Consider the following 16,838-nt stretch of genomic DNA (forward strand, 5'->3'; position numbering starts at 1 on the left):
GCTTTGGCGCCAGCGCCTACATTGGCGCCATGCCTGGCATCATGTTGTGGTTCAGGTGGAACATCACCCAGATCGAACCGACAATCAGAATGCCGACGATGATGAGGGTGAAGACAAAGGCGGCATTGTTCCATACCTGGCTGGACGATGCATTCATGTGCAAGAAGAAATAGAGGTGAACCAGGATCTGGACGACGCCCAGAACCAGGATGACGGGCACCAGAGACGATGACGGCAGAATATGCATCATGGTCAGAGCGAACGGGATGCCCGTAAGGATGACTGACAGGATAAAGCCGATCAGGTAGGATTTGACGGTGCCGTGACCGGCGCCGTCATCATGGTGTTCGTGGTGCGCCACTTCCGACTTCGACTGATCGATATCGACGGGCTTGGTGTGCGGGGTCTTGGCCTTTTTAGGCTTCGCGACGTGGGGTGTGCTCATCAGGCGGCTCCCATCAGATAAACGATACTGAAAACGCCGATCCAGATGATGTCGAGGAAGTGCCAGAACAGGCTCAGTTCCATCATGCGGATACGGTTTGCGGGGGTGAGGCCGCGGCGGATAAGATGGCCGAACATGGCGCCCATCCAGATCAGGCCGGACGTGACGTGAATGCCGTGGGTGCCGACCAGGGTGAAAAAGGCCGACAGGAAGGCCGAACGATTGGGCCCGGCGCCTTCGTGGATCAGCTTCATGAATTCATGGATTTCCATGCCCATAAAGCCAAGTCCCAGCAGGCCCGTTACGGCCAGCCAGCCGATGACGGCCTTCAATTTGCCGGCGTCCATGCTGATCATGGACAGGCCGAAGGTCAGCGAGGACAGAAGCAGCAGGGCCGTTTCGATCGCGACATAGCTGAGGTCGAACAATTCGCGGCCGTTCGGACCGCCGGCGATGTTGTCCTTCAGCACTGCGTAGGTCGCGAAGATCGACGCGAACAGGATGCAGTCGCTCATCAGGTAGATCCAGAACCCGAGGGTGACCTTGGGGCCTTCGTCGTGGTGATCGCCGGCGTGATGGGTGTCGTTCGGATTGTGGTCGTAAGCCGAATCGATCTGGTTTTCGTAAGCTTCGACGGGGTTGGAGGGTTTGCTCATCTTAATTTCCCGCCTTCTTCAGGTTGGCGAAATGGGCGTCTTCGATGGCCTTCACCTCTTCGGCGGGCACATAATAGTCGCGGTTTTCATTAAAGGTGTGGGCGATGCCAAGGCCGATCATGACCAGCAGGGCGCCGCCCGCCATCCACCAGATGTGCCAGACGAGACCGAAGCCCAGACCAGCGCTCACGATGCCGATCAGGAAGCCCGTGGGCGTATTGTGCGGCATGTGAATGGGCTCGTAGCTTTTCGGCTGCACGTAGGCGGTGCCGGTCTGCTTGGCGTCCCAGAAGGCGTCATGGTTGCCGACCTTCGGCAAAACGGCGAAGTTGTAGAAGGGGGGCGGCGACGACGTTGCCCATTCCAAGGTACGGCCATCCCAGGGATCGCCCGTCAGGTCGCGCAGTTCGTCGCGCTTCCAGATCGAGTAAACAATCTGAACTATCTGCGCGATGATGCCGACAAAGATCAGCAGGGCGCCGCAGAGGGCGACGATAAGATAGATGTGCCAGACCGGATTGTTGACGAAATCGAGACGGCGGGTCATGCCCATCAGGCCCAGCGCGTAGAGCGGCAGGAAGGCGATGTAGAAGCCGATCAGCCAGCACCAGAATGATACCTTGCCGATACCGACGTGCAGCTTGAAGCCAAACGTCTTGGGGAACCAGTAGTTCAGGCCGGCGATGCAGCCGAACACCACGCCGCCGATGATGACGTTGTGGAAGTGGGCGATCAGGAAGACCGAGTTATGCAGGACGAAATCGGCGCCGGGCACAGCCATCAGAACGCCGGTCATGCCGCCGATCACGAAGGTGATGATGAAGCCCAGCGTCCATAGCATCGGCAATTCGAGGCGCACGCGGCCACGGTACAGGGTGAACAGCCAGTTGAAGATCTTCACCCCGGTCGGGATGGAGATAATCATGGTGGTGATGCCGAAGAAGGCGTTCACATTGGCGCCGGCGCCCATGGTGAAGAAGTGGTGCAGCCAGACGAGGAAGGACAGAATGCCGATGGCGAAGGTCGCGTAGACCATGCCGTCATAGCCGAACAGGCGCTTGCGCGAAAAGGTCGCGACGACTTCGGAGAACACGCCGAAGGCGGGCAGGATGAGAATATAGACTTCGGGGTGACCCCAGGCCCAGATCAGGTTGACATACATCATGGGATTGCCGCCACCGTCATTGGTGAAGAAGTGCATGCCCAGATACCGGTCGGCGCCTAGCAGGGCCAGGGTGACGGTCAGGATCGGGAAGGCGGCCACGATCAGCATGTTGGCGACCAGGGTGGTCCAGGTGAAGATCGGCATGCGCATCATGGTCATGCCGGGCGCGCGCATCTTGAAGATTGTGGTAATCAGGTTGACCCCTGACAACAGCGTCCCCAGCCCGGAAATCTGCAAGGCCCATATGTAATAGTCCGTGCCAACTCCGGGAGAAAATTCCAGTTCCGACAGTGGCGGATAGGCCAGCCAACCGGCATGGGAAAACTCACCGATGACCAGCGAGGCGTTGATCAGGATAGCGCCTGCGGCAGTCAGCCAGAAGCTCATCGAGTTCAGGTAGGGGAAGGCGACGTCGCGGGCGCCGATCTGCAACGGCATGACGATGTTCATCAGGCCGATGACGAACGGCATGGCCATGAAGAAGATCATGATGACGCCGTGCGCCGAGAAGATCTGGTCGAAGTGTTCGGGCGGCAGGTAGCCCGCTCCGCCGGCGGACGCGAGCGCCTGCTGGCTGCGCATCATCAGTGCATCCGCAAAGCCGCGCAGTAGCATGATCAGGGCGAGGATGATGTACATCGCCCCGATCTTCTTGTGGTCGACGCTGGTCAGCCATTCGGTCCAGACATAGGTCCACTTCTTGAAATAGGTGGTCAGGCCAAGGACGAGGATGGCGGCGCCAACCATGCCGGCGCCGGCGACCATGATGATCGGCTCGTGCCAAGGCACGGAGTCGAGGCGAAGCTTACCGAACAACAGGTTCAGCAAGGGGGTGTCGGGTGACATGGAGGGTATATTATGGGCGGGGGCGGTGAGCATTGGCACTCTACTAGATCTTGGGGGCGACGGCGCTGTTCAGCGCCACGTTCGACTGGGTTTGCTGCGTGACCGGTGTTTGGCCGGCGCGTTGCTTGGCATCTTCCGGCGCTTCACAGAATTTGGCGTCGGGATCGAGTGTCTTCATCCTGGCGAGGTTGACGGAGTCGTCCTTGCAAAGCGAACCATCGGCGCAGCCGTTGAGGACCTTGTGGAACAGTTGCGGGTCGATCGAGGTGAAATAGGTCGGCCGGTTGAACATGCCGGGCTTGGCCAGTGACAGGTAGGTGGCGGAATCGAGCGCCTGGCCAGACGTGCGGGCCTTTGCGATCCAGGCATCGAAATCCGCGTCGGACAGGGCGTGGGCCTGGAACTTCATGCCGGCGAAGCCTTCACCGCTGTAATTGGCCGAAATCCCGTCATAGACGCCTTCATGGTCGGCACGCAGGCTGAGTTGGGTCTGCATCCCGGTCATGGTGTAAATCTGGCTGCCCAGTTGCGGGATGAAAAAGGAATTCATCACCGAGGCCGAGGTCAGCTTGAAATGGACGGGCGTGCCGACCGGCATGGCCATCTCGTTGACCGTGGCGATGCCGTATTGCGGGTAGATGAACAGCCACTTCCAATCGAGCGAGACGACCTCGACCTCAATCGGCTTGGCGTCAGGCTTGTGCGCCGCCGCCTGCACCTTGACGTGCGGGTCCAGTTCGTGGGTCGAGATCCACGTGACCGTGCCCAACGCGATGATGATCAGGGTCGGAATGGCCCAAACCACGGCTTCGATACGGTTGGAATGTTCGAAGTCCGGATCGTAAGTGGCCTTGGTGTTCGAGGCACGATACCGCCAGGCGAACCACAGGGTCATGACGATAACCGGTATGACCGGAATCAGCATGAGGAGAACGGCCAGGATGATCAGGTCCTTTTCGGCGAGGCCGACGGGGCCCTTCGGGTCGAGGATCACCATTTGGCAGCCACTTAACACAGCGGCTCCAGCGCCAAGCGCCAGAAGGCTCATGCCTCTTTTTATGCTGCGGCGCAGCATATTGCTGTGCGGGCTTGGTTGTTCGGGGAAACGGAAACGGCGCGCTAAAGCGGCCGCGAAATCAAAATCAGACACGAGATAAAACCTATTACACACAAGGGCGTACGGGCGCGGCACGGCCGGCCGCATCTTTGATCCTTGTGTGCTGAATAGGAAAAACGCACTGACATCAAGTGTCAAAATGTCGCAAGGGAGGACATATTTTTTCGCAAATGCGTAAAAAAGAAGCGCTTCGCTTGGAAAATATTTTTGTCCTCACTGTCAAAAAACGGCGTTTCTTAAACAAATTTCCTATAAAAAATTCGTCAGAACCTTGAATAAGGTGTTGCAAAAACTCACTTTAAGGATAGCATTGGATAAATTGACGCATGCGTTAATTTGTTGGCCAAGGAGAAAAGTAATGGCGACGACTTCGACTGCTACACGTATTTATCGGTTTGGCCCTACGGTCCGAATTCTGACAGTTGTTGCGGCGATGGGACTAATTGCCGCAGGCATTTGGGAAATCGCCAACGCGTTCAGCGCGCATAATGGTGTCATTCAGCAGTTTTTCGGGATCGTTTTGGGCATGGTGCCTGTTGCCCTGGCGCTTTTCGGCGCTCCGGCCGTCCTGCGTTGCCAGCTTGAAGTTCACGAGGATCGTCTGGAGTACCAGGGGCTGTTGATCGAGGCATCGATTCCGCGGTCCGCCATCGTCGACGCTATGTCGCCGCGCGAAAGCTATGGCATGTTTTCGCTGTTCCTGACGGTTGCCGGCAAGCCTTTCAAGCGCTTGCATATCGCTATCTTGGGCAAGAAGGACGAGGCATTCGAGCGCTGGTACAGTGATCTTCCGCACGGACAAGCCGCCAAGGTTTAGAACTTCCAAATCACCATACGAAAGGGCGCCCACGTGGCGCCCTTTTTATTTGGAGATTACGCGTCGCCAACCGGGCCGGGGCCACGACGCCATAACCAGATGCCCGCGCCCGCCAGCATCAGGGCCAGGCTGAACCAGGTCAGCGCGTAGGCAAGATGGCTGTTGGGGAACCGAACCACGGTCATGCCGCCTTTCGGTAATCCGCCAGGATTGGGTGTGGCGTCGGCGTCGATGAAGTAGGGGGCGACAGTGCCGAGATGCCGTGCCCTGGCAATAGCCGCGACGTCGCGGCGATACCAGGCGTCGTGACCGGGATCATTTTCCTGCGAGAACAGCCATCCCTTTGTTTCCGACATACGCAACAGGCCCGTTACCTGAACCTCTTCTTCCAACTGACCGAGCGGCCGTGTCGCGGGCGCTTTTTTTTCCGTCGGCACATAGCCGCGATTTACGAAAACAATTGTGCCATCTGCTGTCTTCAGCGGCGTCAGTACCCAGTAACCGGCGCCGAGTTCGGTCAGCGCATAGACCTGAGCTTCCGCCGCATTGAGATAGTGCCCTTTTATTGTCACATGACGATACTCATCGGATGACTTCGACAGCCCTGCCCATTGCCCCGGTCCGGGGGCGGGTATTGCCGGGCCGGTTGTCCGTTCGTTGACCTGCGCGATAAGGTGGGTTTTCCACGCCAAGCGCTGCAATTGCCAAACACCCAGCGCGGTCAGGCCAGCCACCGACAGAATAAGCAGAATAGCGAAAGCAATACGGCGCATGAGAGCCTCTTTGTCGACAGACGCGCCCGTTCGTGGGCAAATGGCAAAGGTTTGCTCGCTTTATCACAGGCGGCAGATATCTCAATCCGCCGCATTGTCACATTGCCGCTCTGTTCACGCGGCCGGGCGCCTTGGCACGCGTTATGGCGCTATGATCAGATATACGGTGCCGTCTTAAGTTCCTTTTAAATACTTACAAAACAAACTGAAAGCATGGAGCATTCCCAGTCAAAGTATGATTTTATCGATGTCGTACGCGCACTCGCTGCCGCTTTTGTGGTTATATCCCACGTGCAGCAGATAGTCATTGACCGCCCCTTGGCAGCTGGAATTGTCAACCAAGCTCTAAGCTTCGCAACGACGCAAGGGGAAAACGCCGTTGTTGTTTTCTTCGTCATTTCCGGCTTTTGGATCATTCGAAGTGTGACCCGGACCGCTGAGACTTTCTCGTGGGGAAACTATCTGCTGGCTCGATTGACCAGGCTATGGGTTGTCTTGTTGCCGGCGCTTGTATTTGGGGGCGTTTTGGATTTTATGGGAACGACCTGGTTTCCGTCGGCCCTGTATAATGGCACGCAAGGAGCGGTTTCTCTTACCAATTCGGTCAGCCAGTCCCTCGGACCTGTGACGTTCCTTGGCAACATTGCCTTCCTGCAACGTCTATTGGTGAACACGTTTGGCTCGAATGGGCCTCTGTGGAGCTTGAGCTACGAATTCTGGTACTACATCTATTTTCCGGCGCTCTGGTTTTTGCTGAAATCTAAAAAACTTTACTTCATCTTGCCGGCACTCGCTTTTTTGCCATTCGTTCCCGGCCTTCACCTTTTTGGCATCTGGTTACTCGGCGGTGTAGTTTATTTTCTGGCTGAAAAGCGCCCGCTCAAAATTCAAACCAGGGGTGTTCATTTTGGTCTGAGTCTGCTGATATTCCTTTGGAGCTTGGGTATTGCCAATCTTGTCAACGACCATAAGATGATCGCCAATGTCTTGGTCGCGATCAGCTTTGCCGTATTGCTCTACTGCGCCCTGACGGCGAAGCTTCGAATGCCAAAGGTTTTGTCGCCGGTCGCGCGGTTCGGCGCCAGCTCGTCCTATTCGCTTTATGCCATGCACTTTCCGCTAATCGTTTTTGTGCTGAACTTCATCGTGCCGCAACACCGACTGGCAGCCAATTGGTCGAGTTGGCTGCTTGTGTTCACGCTTCCTATTCCGGTGGTCATTATTGGATACGTCTTTTCAATAATGACCGAAGCCAACACGGAAAAAGTCAAAGCGGCGGTTCGTAAAGTGACCTCACCTTAGAGCGTTATTGACGGCAATATGGCCCTTGTAAATCGCGTAGCATCTTTTCCGTAAGGCGAACCTGACGGCTATAAATGCGCAAACTGTTCGAAAAAATAGTGGAAGGAATGGTGGAGCTAAGCGGATTCGAACCGCTGGCCTCCTCATTGCGAACGAGGCGCTCTACCAACTGAGCTATAGCCCCATGCCTTCCGGAAGGAGTTGTCTTAATAAGCGAACTTCGCGGCCTGTCAAGCAGCCATTAACTTGCGCCCGCTATGGAAGTGCCTATATTCACAGAAGTTCAGTCGACTATTAAGAAATTACAAGGGGCGCGCGCGGGCATGACCAACTTTATCGCATTTATCGTTTACGGTCTGTTCAGCGTCGTCATATGGGCCCTGATCCTGAGCGCCATCCTGAGTTGGCTGGTGGCTTTCAACATCATCAATACCCGCAATCGCGGCATCTACATGATCATGGATATCCTCGACCGGATTACGACGCCGATCCTAGCGCCTTTCCGGGCTGTTATCCCCCCTATGGGCGGGCTCGACATCAGCTTCATCGTCGCCTTCCTGGTTATTCAGGGGATGCGCAATTTCCTGTTGCCGCCCGCTTTTGAAACCCTGCGGCAGCTCATTGGCTAGGCTATATGTGCGTTTGACGCCGAAGGCCGCCGCCGAGCGGATCGACGGATGGGACACGGACGACAAGGGCCGCCGCTATCTGAAGGTTCGCGTGCGGGCCGCGCCTATTGAAGGCAAGGCCAATGAGGCCCTGCTGGCCTTTCTGTCAAAGAGCCTAAAGGTACCGAAGTCACGCCTGACATTGGCGTCCGGCGATACGTCACGGCTGAAACAGATAGAGATTGATGGGATGGACGGCGCCGATCTGGACGGCCTGGCCTCGACATATGAGCCCAAAAAATAAGGGGACTGGAGTTGCCTCCAATCCCCAGTTCGCCCTTTGCGAGGGATCAGATTACGCGGCGACCGATGCGGCGGCGCGAATTTGCTCATTGATGGCCTGCGACACCTGAGAGCCCGAAGCGGTGCCACCCAGATCGCGGGTCAGGACACCCTTTTCGACGATCGCATCAATTGCCGCGTCCAGTGCGTCAGCTTCCGTCAGCAGATTGAGCGAGAAGCGCAACAACATGGCCACCGATTTCAGCGTGCCGATCGGATTGGCCAGATCCTTCCCGGCGATATCCGGGGCTGAGCCATGGATCGGCTCATAGACGCCCTTACCGGTTGCGCCCAGCGAGGCGGAGCCCAGCAGGCCGATGGAGCCCGGCAGTACCGAAGCCAGATCGGACAGGATGTCGCCGAACATGTTTTCGGTCACCACGACGTCGAACGAGGTCGGACGGGTGACCAGGTGCATGGCCATGGAATCGACCAGATTGTGTTCCAGCTCGACGTCGGCATATTCGGCCTTGTGCAGGCGGATAACCGTCTCACGCCACAGGCGCGAGGTTTCGATGACATTGGCCTTATCGACGCTGGTGACCTTGTTGCGGCGCTTGCGCGCAGCTTCGAAGGCGACGCGGGCGACGCGTTCGACTTCGGCGACCGTGTAGACGCATTCGTCGGTGGCCGAGGTTTCGGTGCGGGTCTGCTTGCCGAAATAGAGGCCGCCGGTCAATTCGCGGACGATCAGCATGTCGGCGCCCTGGACCACTTCGGCCTTCAGCGGCGAGCGATGCACCTGCGAAGCCTTGACCTCCATCGGGCGCAGATTGGCGAACAGGCCCATCGATTTGCGCACCGCCAGAAGACCCTGCTCCGGACGCATCTTGCCCAGGTCCCACTTCGGACCGCCAACGGCGCCGAGCAGCACGGCATCGGCCGCCAGACAGGCCTTGTCCGTCTCTTCGGGATAAGGGTTGTTGTCGGTGTCGATGGCAATGCCTCCGATGCGCTTTTCATCGAAATTGAAGCTGTGGCCGTAGATTTCGCCGATGACTTTCAGTGCCGATACGCCGGCGGCGGCGACTTCCGGACCGATGCCGTCACCCGGCAGCACAACGATATTATAGGTACTCATCAGGCGGCCTTTCCGTTCGATTGTTCGTATTGTTCGATTTGCGGCAGACGCTTGATCAGCCAGCCCATGGCGTCAACGCCTTCGAGCAGGCATTGACGGGCGAATTCCTCGACCTGGAAGTGGAAGACGGTGCCGTCTTCGAGCGACAGTTCGCAGGATTCCAGATTGATGGTGACGCGCTGTTGCGGATTGGCCAGCAGCTTATCGTAGGTGGCCTTATCGACGACGACCGGCAGCAGGCCGTTTTTCAACGAGTTCGATTTGAAGATGTCGGCGATTTCCGTCGAAATCACCGCCTTGAAGCCATAATCCATCAGCGCCCACGGCGCATGTTCGCGCGACGAGCCGCAGCCGAGATTGTTGCCGGCCACCAGCACCTGATGCTCTTGTGCGTCGATCTGGTTGAGGATGAAATCCTTGTCCGAGCCATCGGCGTTGTAGCGCCAGTCGTTGAAGGCGACCTTGCCCAGACCGGCCTTAGTGGTGGTCGTCAGGAAACGCGCCGGGATGATCTGGTCGGTGTCGATATTGGCTTCGGGCAGAACGACGATGCGCGATGAAAAGGTGTTGACGGGTTCTTGATTGCTCATCTTATGCGCTTTCCAGAGCCATGAATTGACGGGGATCGGCGACATGGCCGGCGATGGCGGAGGCAGCGGCCGTGGCCGGTGAAGCTAGGACCGTGCGGGAGCCCGGACCCTGGCGGCCTTCGAAATTGCGGTTGGACGTCGAGACGGCTAACTGGCCCGGCAGGACGAAATCGCCGTTCATGGCAATGCACATCGAACAGCCCGGCAGACGCCATTCGGCGCCGGCGTCGGTGAAGATCTTGTCCAGGCCTTCCTTTTCGGCCTCGATGCGGACCCATTCGGAGCCCGGCACGACGAGGGCGCGCACGCCTTCGGCGACATGGCGGCCCTTGAAGATTTCGGCGGCAGCGCGCAGGTCGGCCATGCGGCCATTGGTGCACGAGCCGATGAAGACGACATCAACCTTGGCGACATCGCGGCTGTCGCCGCCATGCAGGCCCATATATTTCAGGGCGCGTTCCTGGTCTTCGTTGGTGGCGACGGGGACGCCCTTGACGATCGGTGCGCCCTGGTCTGGCGAGGTGCCCCAGGTGGCCATGGGCTCGATGGCGGAGCCGTCGATACGGATTTCCTTGTCGAAGACGGCGCCATCATCCGACTTGAGCGCCAGCCATTGCTGAGCGGCGGTTTCGTACGCTTCGCCTTGCGGCACATATTCCCGGCCACGCAGCCAATCGACCGTCTTCTGGTCGGGCGCGATCATGCCACAGCGTGCGCCGGCTTCGATGGACAGGTTGCAGACCGTCATGCGGCCTTCCATGTCGAGGTCGCGAATAACTTCGCCGGCATATTCCAGCGCGTAGCCGGTGCCGCCGGAGAAGCCCAAGGTAGCGATGACGGTGAGGGCGACATCCTTGCCCGTCACGCCGGGTTTCAGCTTGCCGTCAATGGTGATGCGCATGGTCTTGGGCTTGCGCTGGGCCAGGCATTGGGTGGCCAGGACGTGGCCGACTTCCGAGGTGCCGATGCCGAATGCAATGCAGCCAAAGGCGCCGTGGGTAGAGGTGTGGCTATCGCCGCAGACAACGGTATAGCCAGGCTGGGTCAGGCCCATTTCCGGCCCGATAACGTGGACGACGCCCCGGTTTTCCGCGTCGTAACCGAACAGGCGCACACCGTTGTTGGCGGCGTTGCGTTCCAGGGTTTCGACCTGCTTTTTCGCTTGTTCCGTGACGTAGGGCCGGTTGCCCTGGGCATCCGGGCGCAGGGTCGGAATGGAATGGTCGAGCGTCGCGAAGGTGCGGTCCGGGCGGCGGACCTTCAGGCCGCGCGCTTCCAGTTCGGAAAAGGCCTGCGGGCTCGTGACTTCGTGGACCAGGTGCAGGTCGATATACAGCACGGCGGGGCTGGTGGCGCCCTCCGGCTCGACGACGTGCGCGTCCCATACTTTTTCAAACAGCGATTTAGCGGTCATGGGTCTCTCGTGTTTCAGTTCAGGCGTTTCGGGCTTGCCGAAACGCCTGAACACATGCGTAAAAATTCACGTCGTGGCGGGCCGCCCCGCGCACGCTGTGGTGTTGGTTTACTCAGCCGGAACGGTCGCCTGGATCGGGTCCAGCCAGCCGAAGCGGTCTTCCGTCGTGCCGTTGAACAGGCCGTGGAACAGGGTCATCAAACGCTTGGTGACCTTGCCCGGGCCGGCGGCGCGGGTGGGGATGTCATCGACGCTGCGGATCGGAGTGATTTCCGCCGCGGTGCCGCACATGAAGATTTCGTCGGCCAGATACATCATCTCGCGCGGCAGGGCCTGTTCGACGACTTCAAAACCGTCGGCCTTGGCCAGCTTGATGATCGAATCGCGGGTGATACCGCCCAGGATGGACGCGGCGACCGGCGGCGTGTGGATCTTGCCGTTCATGACGAGGAACAGGTTTTCACCGGCGCCTTCCGACAGACGGCCATCCGTGCCCAGGCCGATGCCTTCGGCGTAGCCACGACCGCGCGCTTCCTTACCGATCAGGTAGGACGACAGATAGTTGCCGCCCATCTTGGCCGCATTGGGAATGGTGTTCGGCGCGGCGCGCTGCCACGACGAAACGCAGACATCCACGCCCTTCAGCAGGCCTTCTTCACCGAGATAAGCGCCCCACGGAAACGCGGCGATGGCCAGGTCGACCTTGATATTATCGCCCTTCGGCGTAACGCCCAGGCCGTTTTCACCCAGGAAGGCGACCGGACGCCAGTAGGCGCTTTTCAGGCCGTTGGCGGTGAGGGTGTCCTTACAGGCCTGGATCATCTGCTCCAGGGTGTAGGGAATCTTGATGCCGTAGATGCGGGCGGAATCTTCCAGGCGGACCAGGTGGTCGCGCAGACGGAAGCCGACCGAACCGTTCGGTGTGTCGTAGGCGCGGATGCCTTCGAAGACAGAGGTGCCGTAGTGCAGGGCGTGGGTCAGGACGTGGACATTCGCGTCCTCCCAAGCCAGCATTTGGCCGTTCATCCAGATTTTGTCAGCGAGTTTTGTCATGTGTTTGCAGCAATCTTTATAGGAGTGGTATCTGGGGCAACGTCTTTACGCTCATTCGCGAGCGCCAAGAAGACGGATTTTTCAAACGCATCGCATAATGCGCGCAATCCGGCCCATACCGGGTCGGGGCCGCGACCACGGCCCCGATAAACCTCTCCCTTGATATTGAGACTGATTTCGGCAAACGCGCCGCCTTCGAAATCGAACCCGGCCTGGGTGATTTCGCAGTCGGCGACCTGCGCCGTGATGCCATAGGCCTTGCTCAGCGCATCCATGCCCGCTTCGAAGGCATTGCTGCCTTCGCCGCGCACCGTTTGCAACGACCGGTCGTCGTGCAACAGGTCGAGCGCGATGTCGGTACGGTCGCGGATGACCTGGGTGCGGACGCCGGAGATACGCGCGGTATCGCCATGCGCATTGGTCCGGTTGAGCAGCGACTTCAATTCGTTTTCGTCGATCTCACCGATTTCGTCGGCGCGGCGCTTGAAGGCCTGGAAGACCTCGGTCAGCGCCTTGTCGTCAAGAACGTGACCCATTGCGGCGGCCTGCTTGGCGATGGCATGACGGCCGGAGTGCTTGCCCAACACCATGTTCGACTTTTCCAGGCCGACATCTTCCGGGCGCATGATTTCGTAGGTGCGAGCATCGTTCAGCATGCCGTGCTGATGGATGCCGCTTTCGTGCGCGAAGGCGTTCTTTCCAACGATCGCCTTGTTGCGGACCATGACGCTGCCGGTGGCGCGCGACAACATACGCGACACGCCGGTCAGCTTGGTGGTATCGATGCCGGTCGTGACGCTGTACAGGTCGGGACGGACCTTGAGCGCCATGATGACCTCTTCCAGCGAACAATTGCCGGCCCGTTCGCCGATACCATTGATCGTGCATTCGATCTGACGTGCCCCGGCATCGATCGCCGACAAGGTGTTGGCGACGGCCAGACCCAGGTCGTTGTGGCAGTGCGCCGAATAGACCATGTCCGGATGGCCGGTGATCTGCGACTTCAACGCTGTAAAGATGCGGAAGATTTCGTTCGGCGTCGAATAACCGACCGTGTCAGGGATGTTCAGTGTCGTCGCACCGGCATCGGCGACCGCCTGGCAGATTTCGGTCAGGAAGTCCGGCTCCGTGCGGATGGCGTCTTCCGGCGAAAACTCGACTTCGTCGAACAACTTCGCGGCATAGGAGACGGCGCGGACACCGATTTCCAGCACCTCGTCGCGAGTCTTTTTCAGCTTTGCCGCGCGATGGATAGGTGACGTCGCCAGGAAGATATGGACGCGCGACCGCTTGGCGGGTTCGAGCGCACGGGCGGCGGCATCGAGATCGGATTCGAGGGCGCGCGACAAGGAGCAGAAGGTCGGGCCTTCGACTTCCGAGGCCACGGCGTGCAGGGCGGCTTCGTCGCCGGGAGAGGAGGCGGCGAAACCCGCCTCGATGATGTCGACGCCCAATTCCTTGAGTGCGTGGGCCATCATCAGCTTTTCTTTTACACCGAGGGAAAAGCCGGGCGCCTGTTCACCGTCGCGTAGACTGGTGTCGAAGACGAGGATACGGTTCGGGTCCTGAAGCGGACTGACATAGCTCATGCATTTATCTTTGCTTTGGGCTCTGTAGGCGATGGCGTGGCTTGCCCCCTCGGGTCACTGGCCAGGCGCTTGATGCCGTACAGGCGATCGATCTGAAGGCCCAGGATATCCAGGCTGCGGGAAAGGTCGCGCGGCCGCACTGTCAGAGACAGGCCGCGCTTGTCCTCGCCGAGATCGTAGAGTTCAGCACCATCGATGTTGAAACCCCGTCTCTCGACGAGGCCCAGAATTCGCAGCAAGGAGCCTTCCAGGCGATCCAGCTCAATATGAATCAAGTGGCTCATCCCAACGCTCCTCCATCATTTCAGCATTCGAAGCGCCCGGCGGCACGAGCGGCCAGACGTTCTCTCTCGGGTCAATCAACACATGCAACAGGGTAGGGCCTTCGGCGGCCAGAAGCTTGTCCAGCGCACCTTCGACCTCATGGCGATGGGTGATGCGGAACGCGCTCAGGCCGAAGGCCTTGGCGACCTCGACGAAGTCGGGATTGTCCGACAGGTCGATTTCGCTGTAATTTTCCTGGTAGAACAGTTCCTGCCACTGGCGCACCAGACCGAGCGAGGAATTGTCGAGCAGGACGATCTTCAGGGGGATGTTATAGCGGTTTAAGGTCGCCATCTCCTGAATGTTCATCATGAAGGAGCCGTCGCCGGATATGGTGACGACATGGTGGTCGGGCTTTGCCAGCTTGGCGCCGACGCCGGCCGGCAAGCCATAGCCCATGGCGCCGGACCCGCCCGAGGTCAGGTGGGCGCGATTGTGCGCGAATTCGCAGTGCTGTGCGACCCACATCTGGTGCTGACCCACGTCGCAGGCGGCGATAAACTTGTCACCGGCCTTTTCCGACAGGGATTTCAGCAGGCCGGGGGCGTAGATGCCCTTGCCGGGCGCATTATATTTGAAGCGGTGTTCCCACTTGTCGGCCTTGCACTTTTCGACCCACTTCTGGATCCCCGGCATTTTCGGGTTCAGCCCGGCGACGGTCTTTTTCAGGTCGCCGACGATGGCGACATCGGCCTTGCGCAGCTTGTTGATCTCGGCCGGATCGATATCGGCGTGGATTATCTTGGCGTTCGGGGCAAAGGCGTTGAGCTTGCCCGTGGCGCGGTCGTCGAACCGGGCGCCCAGGGCGATCAGCAGGTCGGCGTCCTGAACGGCGATATTGGCGGCGCGGGTGCCGTGCATACCCAGCATGCCGAGATAGAGATCGTCGGTGGTCGGCAGGGTGCCGATGCCCTTCAGGGTCGAAACGGCGGGGATACCCGTACGGGCGACCAAATCGCGCACTTCCTTGGACGCGTCGCCGATTTCGACGCCGCCGCCGATATAGAGCAGCGGGTGCTTGGCCTGTTCAATCAGCTTTTCGGCGGCCTTGATCGCGCCAGCATCGGGTGCGGGTGGGGTCCATTCCGGAAAGGACGCAGCGGACGACACGGCGACATGGGCGGCGGCGACATCCTTCGGGATATCGACCAGGACCGGACCCGGGCGACCTTCGGCGGCGATGGCGAAGGCCTCGGCCAGTATGGCCGGAATATCGGCGGGATCGCGGACCAGCCACGAATGCTTGACGATGGGCAGGCAGATGCCGAGGATATCGACTTCCTGGAAGCCGTCCGTACCCATCAGGTGCGTGGCGACCTGGCCAGTGATGCAGACCACGGGCACGCTGTCCATATAGGCATTGGCTATGCCGGTAATCAGATTGGTGGCGCCGGGACCGGAAGTGGCCATGCAGACGCCGACGCTGCCCGTGGCGCGCGCATAGGCGTCAGCGGCAAACGCCGCGCCCTGCTCATGGCGCACCAGGATATGCTTCAGGCCTGAACCGGCCAGCGCGTCATAGATGGGCATGATCGCCCCGCCCGGATAGCCGAATAGGGTCTCAACCCCCAGCGCTTTCAGCGTGGAGATGACCAGTTGGGCTCCGGTAGGTTGGTTGCTCATCAAAAAATCTCAGATCATTCAAATAGAAGGGGTGCGGCGGGTCTGCCTATGACCCGCCGCCGGAGAAGTCGACAGTTACGCGTCGACGTTTGCCTTGTTTTGCAGCCAGCTCATGCGGCCGCGCAGATCCTTGCCGACCTTTTCGATCGGGTGGTTGAGGTCGGCATTCATCAGGGCGTTGTAACGCGGGCGGCCGGCCTGATTTTCCAGGATCCAGTCACGTGCGAAGTTGGCGCTCTGGATGTCCTTGAGGACGTCGCGCATGCGCTCACGCGTTTCGGCGTTGATGATGCGCGGGCCCGAAACCAGGTCGCCATACTTGCAGGTTTCCGAAACGAAGGAGTGCATCTTGGCGAAGCCGCCTTCATAGAGCAGATCGACGATCAGCTTGAGTTCGTGCAGGCATTCGAAATAGGCGATTTCCGGACGATAGCCGGCTTCGACCAGGGTTTCGAAGCCCATCAGGACCAACTCGGTCGTACCGCCGCACAGGACGGCCTGTTCGCCGAACAGATCGGTTTCGGTTTCTTCCTTGAAGGAGGTTTCGATGACGCCGCCAACGGTGCCACCGATGCCCCGAGCATAGCCCAGCGCCTTGCGCGCAGCTTGGCCGGACACGTCCTTGTCAACGGCGAACAGCGACGGCACGCCGCGGCCACGTTGATATTCGCGACGAACGAGGTCGCCCGGGCCCTTCGGGGCGACCAGGATGACGTCCATGTCGGCGCGCGGAACGACGCGGCCATACAGAACTGAGAAGCCGTGTGCGAACAGCAGGGCCGAACCCTTCGGCGCGTGCTTTTCGATGATGTTGCTGTAGATCTCGGCGTGGCTCATGTCCGGCGTCAGGATGGCGATGATGGTCGCGTCCTTGACGGCGTCGGCCAGGTCGGCGGTTTGCAGGCCGTCGTGCTTGGCCTTTTCCTCGCCGGCACCACCGGGACGCACGCCGACGATGACATCCGCGCCGGAGTCGCGGAGGTTCTGGGCGTGGGCGCGGCCCTGGCTGCCGTAGCCGATGATGGCGATGCGCTCACCCTTCAGGCTGTCGGGGGAAACGTCGTCATTCGTATAGATCTTCACAATAGGCTCC

The 16,838-nt window shown here is 59.4% G+C and carries 17 protein-coding genes and 1 tRNA gene; 4 read left to right on the forward strand and 14 right to left on the reverse strand.

The window, feature by feature from the left end; all coding sequences use genetic code 11:
* Positions 1–16: 16 nt before the first annotated feature.
* Genes cyoD through cyoA form a run of 4 tightly spaced genes read right to left on the reverse strand, consistent with a single transcriptional unit; the run spans position 17 to position 4,262 of the window.
* The gene (gene cyoD / locus RCJ00_RS15750; RefSeq protein WP_316223146.1) at positions 17–445 is read right to left on the reverse strand and encodes a cytochrome o ubiquinol oxidase subunit IV; all 429 of its coding nucleotides are present in this window, start codon (positions 443–445) and stop codon (positions 17–19) included.
* Positions 445–1,101, reverse strand: coding sequence for a cytochrome o ubiquinol oxidase subunit III (cyoC, locus tag RCJ00_RS15755; protein ID WP_316223147.1), 657 nt, complete (start codon positions 1,099–1,101; stop codon positions 445–447). Before cyoC ends, cyoD begins: the two co-directional genes overlap by 1 nt.
* Before the next feature lies 1 nt (position 1,102).
* Positions 1,103–3,112, reverse strand: coding sequence for a cytochrome o ubiquinol oxidase subunit I (gene cyoB, locus RCJ00_RS15760; protein ID WP_316223626.1), 2,010 nt, complete (start codon positions 3,110–3,112; stop codon positions 1,103–1,105).
* Between the two features lie 43 nt (positions 3,113–3,155).
* The gene (gene cyoA, locus RCJ00_RS15765; RefSeq protein WP_316223148.1) at positions 3,156–4,262 is read right to left on the reverse strand and encodes a ubiquinol oxidase subunit II; all 1,107 of its coding nucleotides are present in this window, start codon (positions 4,260–4,262) and stop codon (positions 3,156–3,158) included.
* 325 nt (positions 4,263–4,587) lie between these two features.
* On the opposite strand from cyoA, the gene RCJ00_RS15770 reads away from it, so the two are divergent.
* Complete coding sequence (locus tag RCJ00_RS15770; protein ID WP_316223149.1) at positions 4,588–5,046, forward strand: hypothetical protein; 459 nt, start codon at positions 4,588–4,590, stop codon at positions 5,044–5,046.
* Positions 5,047–5,102: 56 nt separating this feature from the next.
* Here RCJ00_RS15770 and RCJ00_RS15775 read toward each other — a convergent pair whose 3' ends face one another.
* Positions 5,103–5,819: an SURF1 family protein gene (locus tag RCJ00_RS15775; protein WP_316223150.1), complete on the reverse strand. Its 717-nt coding sequence runs from the start codon at positions 5,817–5,819 to the stop codon at positions 5,103–5,105.
* Positions 5,820–6,032: 213 nt separating this feature from the next.
* On the opposite strand from RCJ00_RS15775, the gene RCJ00_RS15780 reads away from it, so the two are divergent.
* Positions 6,033–7,121 carry an acyltransferase family protein gene (locus tag RCJ00_RS15780; RefSeq protein WP_316223152.1) on the forward strand — a complete coding sequence of 363 codons (1,089 nt, stop codon included), beginning with the start codon at positions 6,033–6,035 and terminating at the stop codon, positions 7,119–7,121.
* Between the two features lie 108 nt (positions 7,122–7,229).
* On the opposite strand, the gene RCJ00_RS15785 is transcribed toward RCJ00_RS15780, so the two are convergent.
* Positions 7,230–7,305 (reverse strand) — tRNA-Ala (locus RCJ00_RS15785).
* A gap of 139 nt (positions 7,306–7,444) precedes the next feature.
* Between RCJ00_RS15785 and RCJ00_RS15790 the strand changes: the two genes are divergently transcribed.
* Together RCJ00_RS15790 and RCJ00_RS15795 are read left to right on the forward strand one after the other, a co-directional pair.
* On the forward strand, positions 7,445–7,750 hold the full coding sequence (locus tag RCJ00_RS15790) for a YggT family protein (RefSeq protein WP_316223153.1): 306 nt from the start codon (positions 7,445–7,447) through the stop codon (positions 7,748–7,750).
* 7 nt (positions 7,751–7,757) lie between these two features.
* Positions 7,758–8,033, forward strand: coding sequence for a DUF167 domain-containing protein (locus RCJ00_RS15795; protein WP_411267551.1), 276 nt, complete (start codon positions 7,758–7,760; stop codon positions 8,031–8,033).
* Between the two features lie 51 nt (positions 8,034–8,084).
* Here RCJ00_RS15795 and leuB read toward each other — a convergent pair whose 3' ends face one another.
* The 8 genes from leuB to ilvC form a co-directional block, all read right to left on the reverse strand.
* Positions 8,085–9,152: a 3-isopropylmalate dehydrogenase gene (gene leuB / locus RCJ00_RS15800; RefSeq protein ID WP_316223156.1), complete on the reverse strand. Its 1,068-nt coding sequence runs from the start codon at positions 9,150–9,152 to the stop codon at positions 8,085–8,087.
* On the reverse strand, positions 9,152–9,742 hold the full coding sequence (gene leuD, locus RCJ00_RS15805) for a 3-isopropylmalate dehydratase small subunit (protein WP_023457551.1): 591 nt from the start codon (positions 9,740–9,742) through the stop codon (positions 9,152–9,154). Before leuD ends, leuB begins: the two co-directional genes overlap by 1 nt.
* Before the next feature lies 1 nt (position 9,743).
* Positions 9,744–11,156, reverse strand: coding sequence for a 3-isopropylmalate dehydratase large subunit (gene leuC / locus RCJ00_RS15810; protein ID WP_316223158.1), 1,413 nt, complete (start codon positions 11,154–11,156; stop codon positions 9,744–9,746).
* A gap of 108 nt (positions 11,157–11,264) precedes the next feature.
* A complete protein-coding gene (locus RCJ00_RS15815; protein WP_316223159.1) occupies positions 11,265–12,209 on the reverse strand; it encodes a branched-chain amino acid transaminase in 945 nt (314 codons plus the stop codon).
* On the reverse strand, positions 12,206–13,798 hold the full coding sequence (locus RCJ00_RS15820; RefSeq protein WP_316223160.1) for a 2-isopropylmalate synthase: 1,593 nt from the start codon (positions 13,796–13,798) through the stop codon (positions 12,206–12,208). The genes RCJ00_RS15815 and RCJ00_RS15820 overlap by 4 nt, the downstream gene beginning before the upstream one ends.
* Positions 13,795–14,082 carry an ACT domain-containing protein gene (locus tag RCJ00_RS15825; RefSeq protein ID WP_316223161.1) on the reverse strand — a complete coding sequence of 96 codons (288 nt, stop codon included), beginning with the start codon at positions 14,080–14,082 and terminating at the stop codon, positions 13,795–13,797. Before RCJ00_RS15825 ends, RCJ00_RS15820 begins: the two co-directional genes overlap by 4 nt.
* Positions 14,060–15,745, reverse strand: coding sequence for an acetolactate synthase 2 catalytic subunit (ilvG, locus tag RCJ00_RS15830; protein ID WP_316223162.1), 1,686 nt, complete (start codon positions 15,743–15,745; stop codon positions 14,060–14,062). Before ilvG ends, RCJ00_RS15825 begins: the two co-directional genes overlap by 23 nt.
* Before the next feature lie 75 nt (positions 15,746–15,820).
* A complete protein-coding gene (ilvC, locus tag RCJ00_RS15835) occupies positions 15,821–16,828 on the reverse strand; it encodes a ketol-acid reductoisomerase (RefSeq protein WP_023457557.1) in 1,008 nt (335 codons plus the stop codon).
* Between the last annotated feature and the right edge of the window lie 10 nt (positions 16,829–16,838).

It is taken from the genome of Asticcacaulis aquihabitans (assembly GCF_032490435.1).
Taxonomy (GTDB): Bacteria; Pseudomonadota; Alphaproteobacteria; order Caulobacterales; family Caulobacteraceae; genus Asticcacaulis.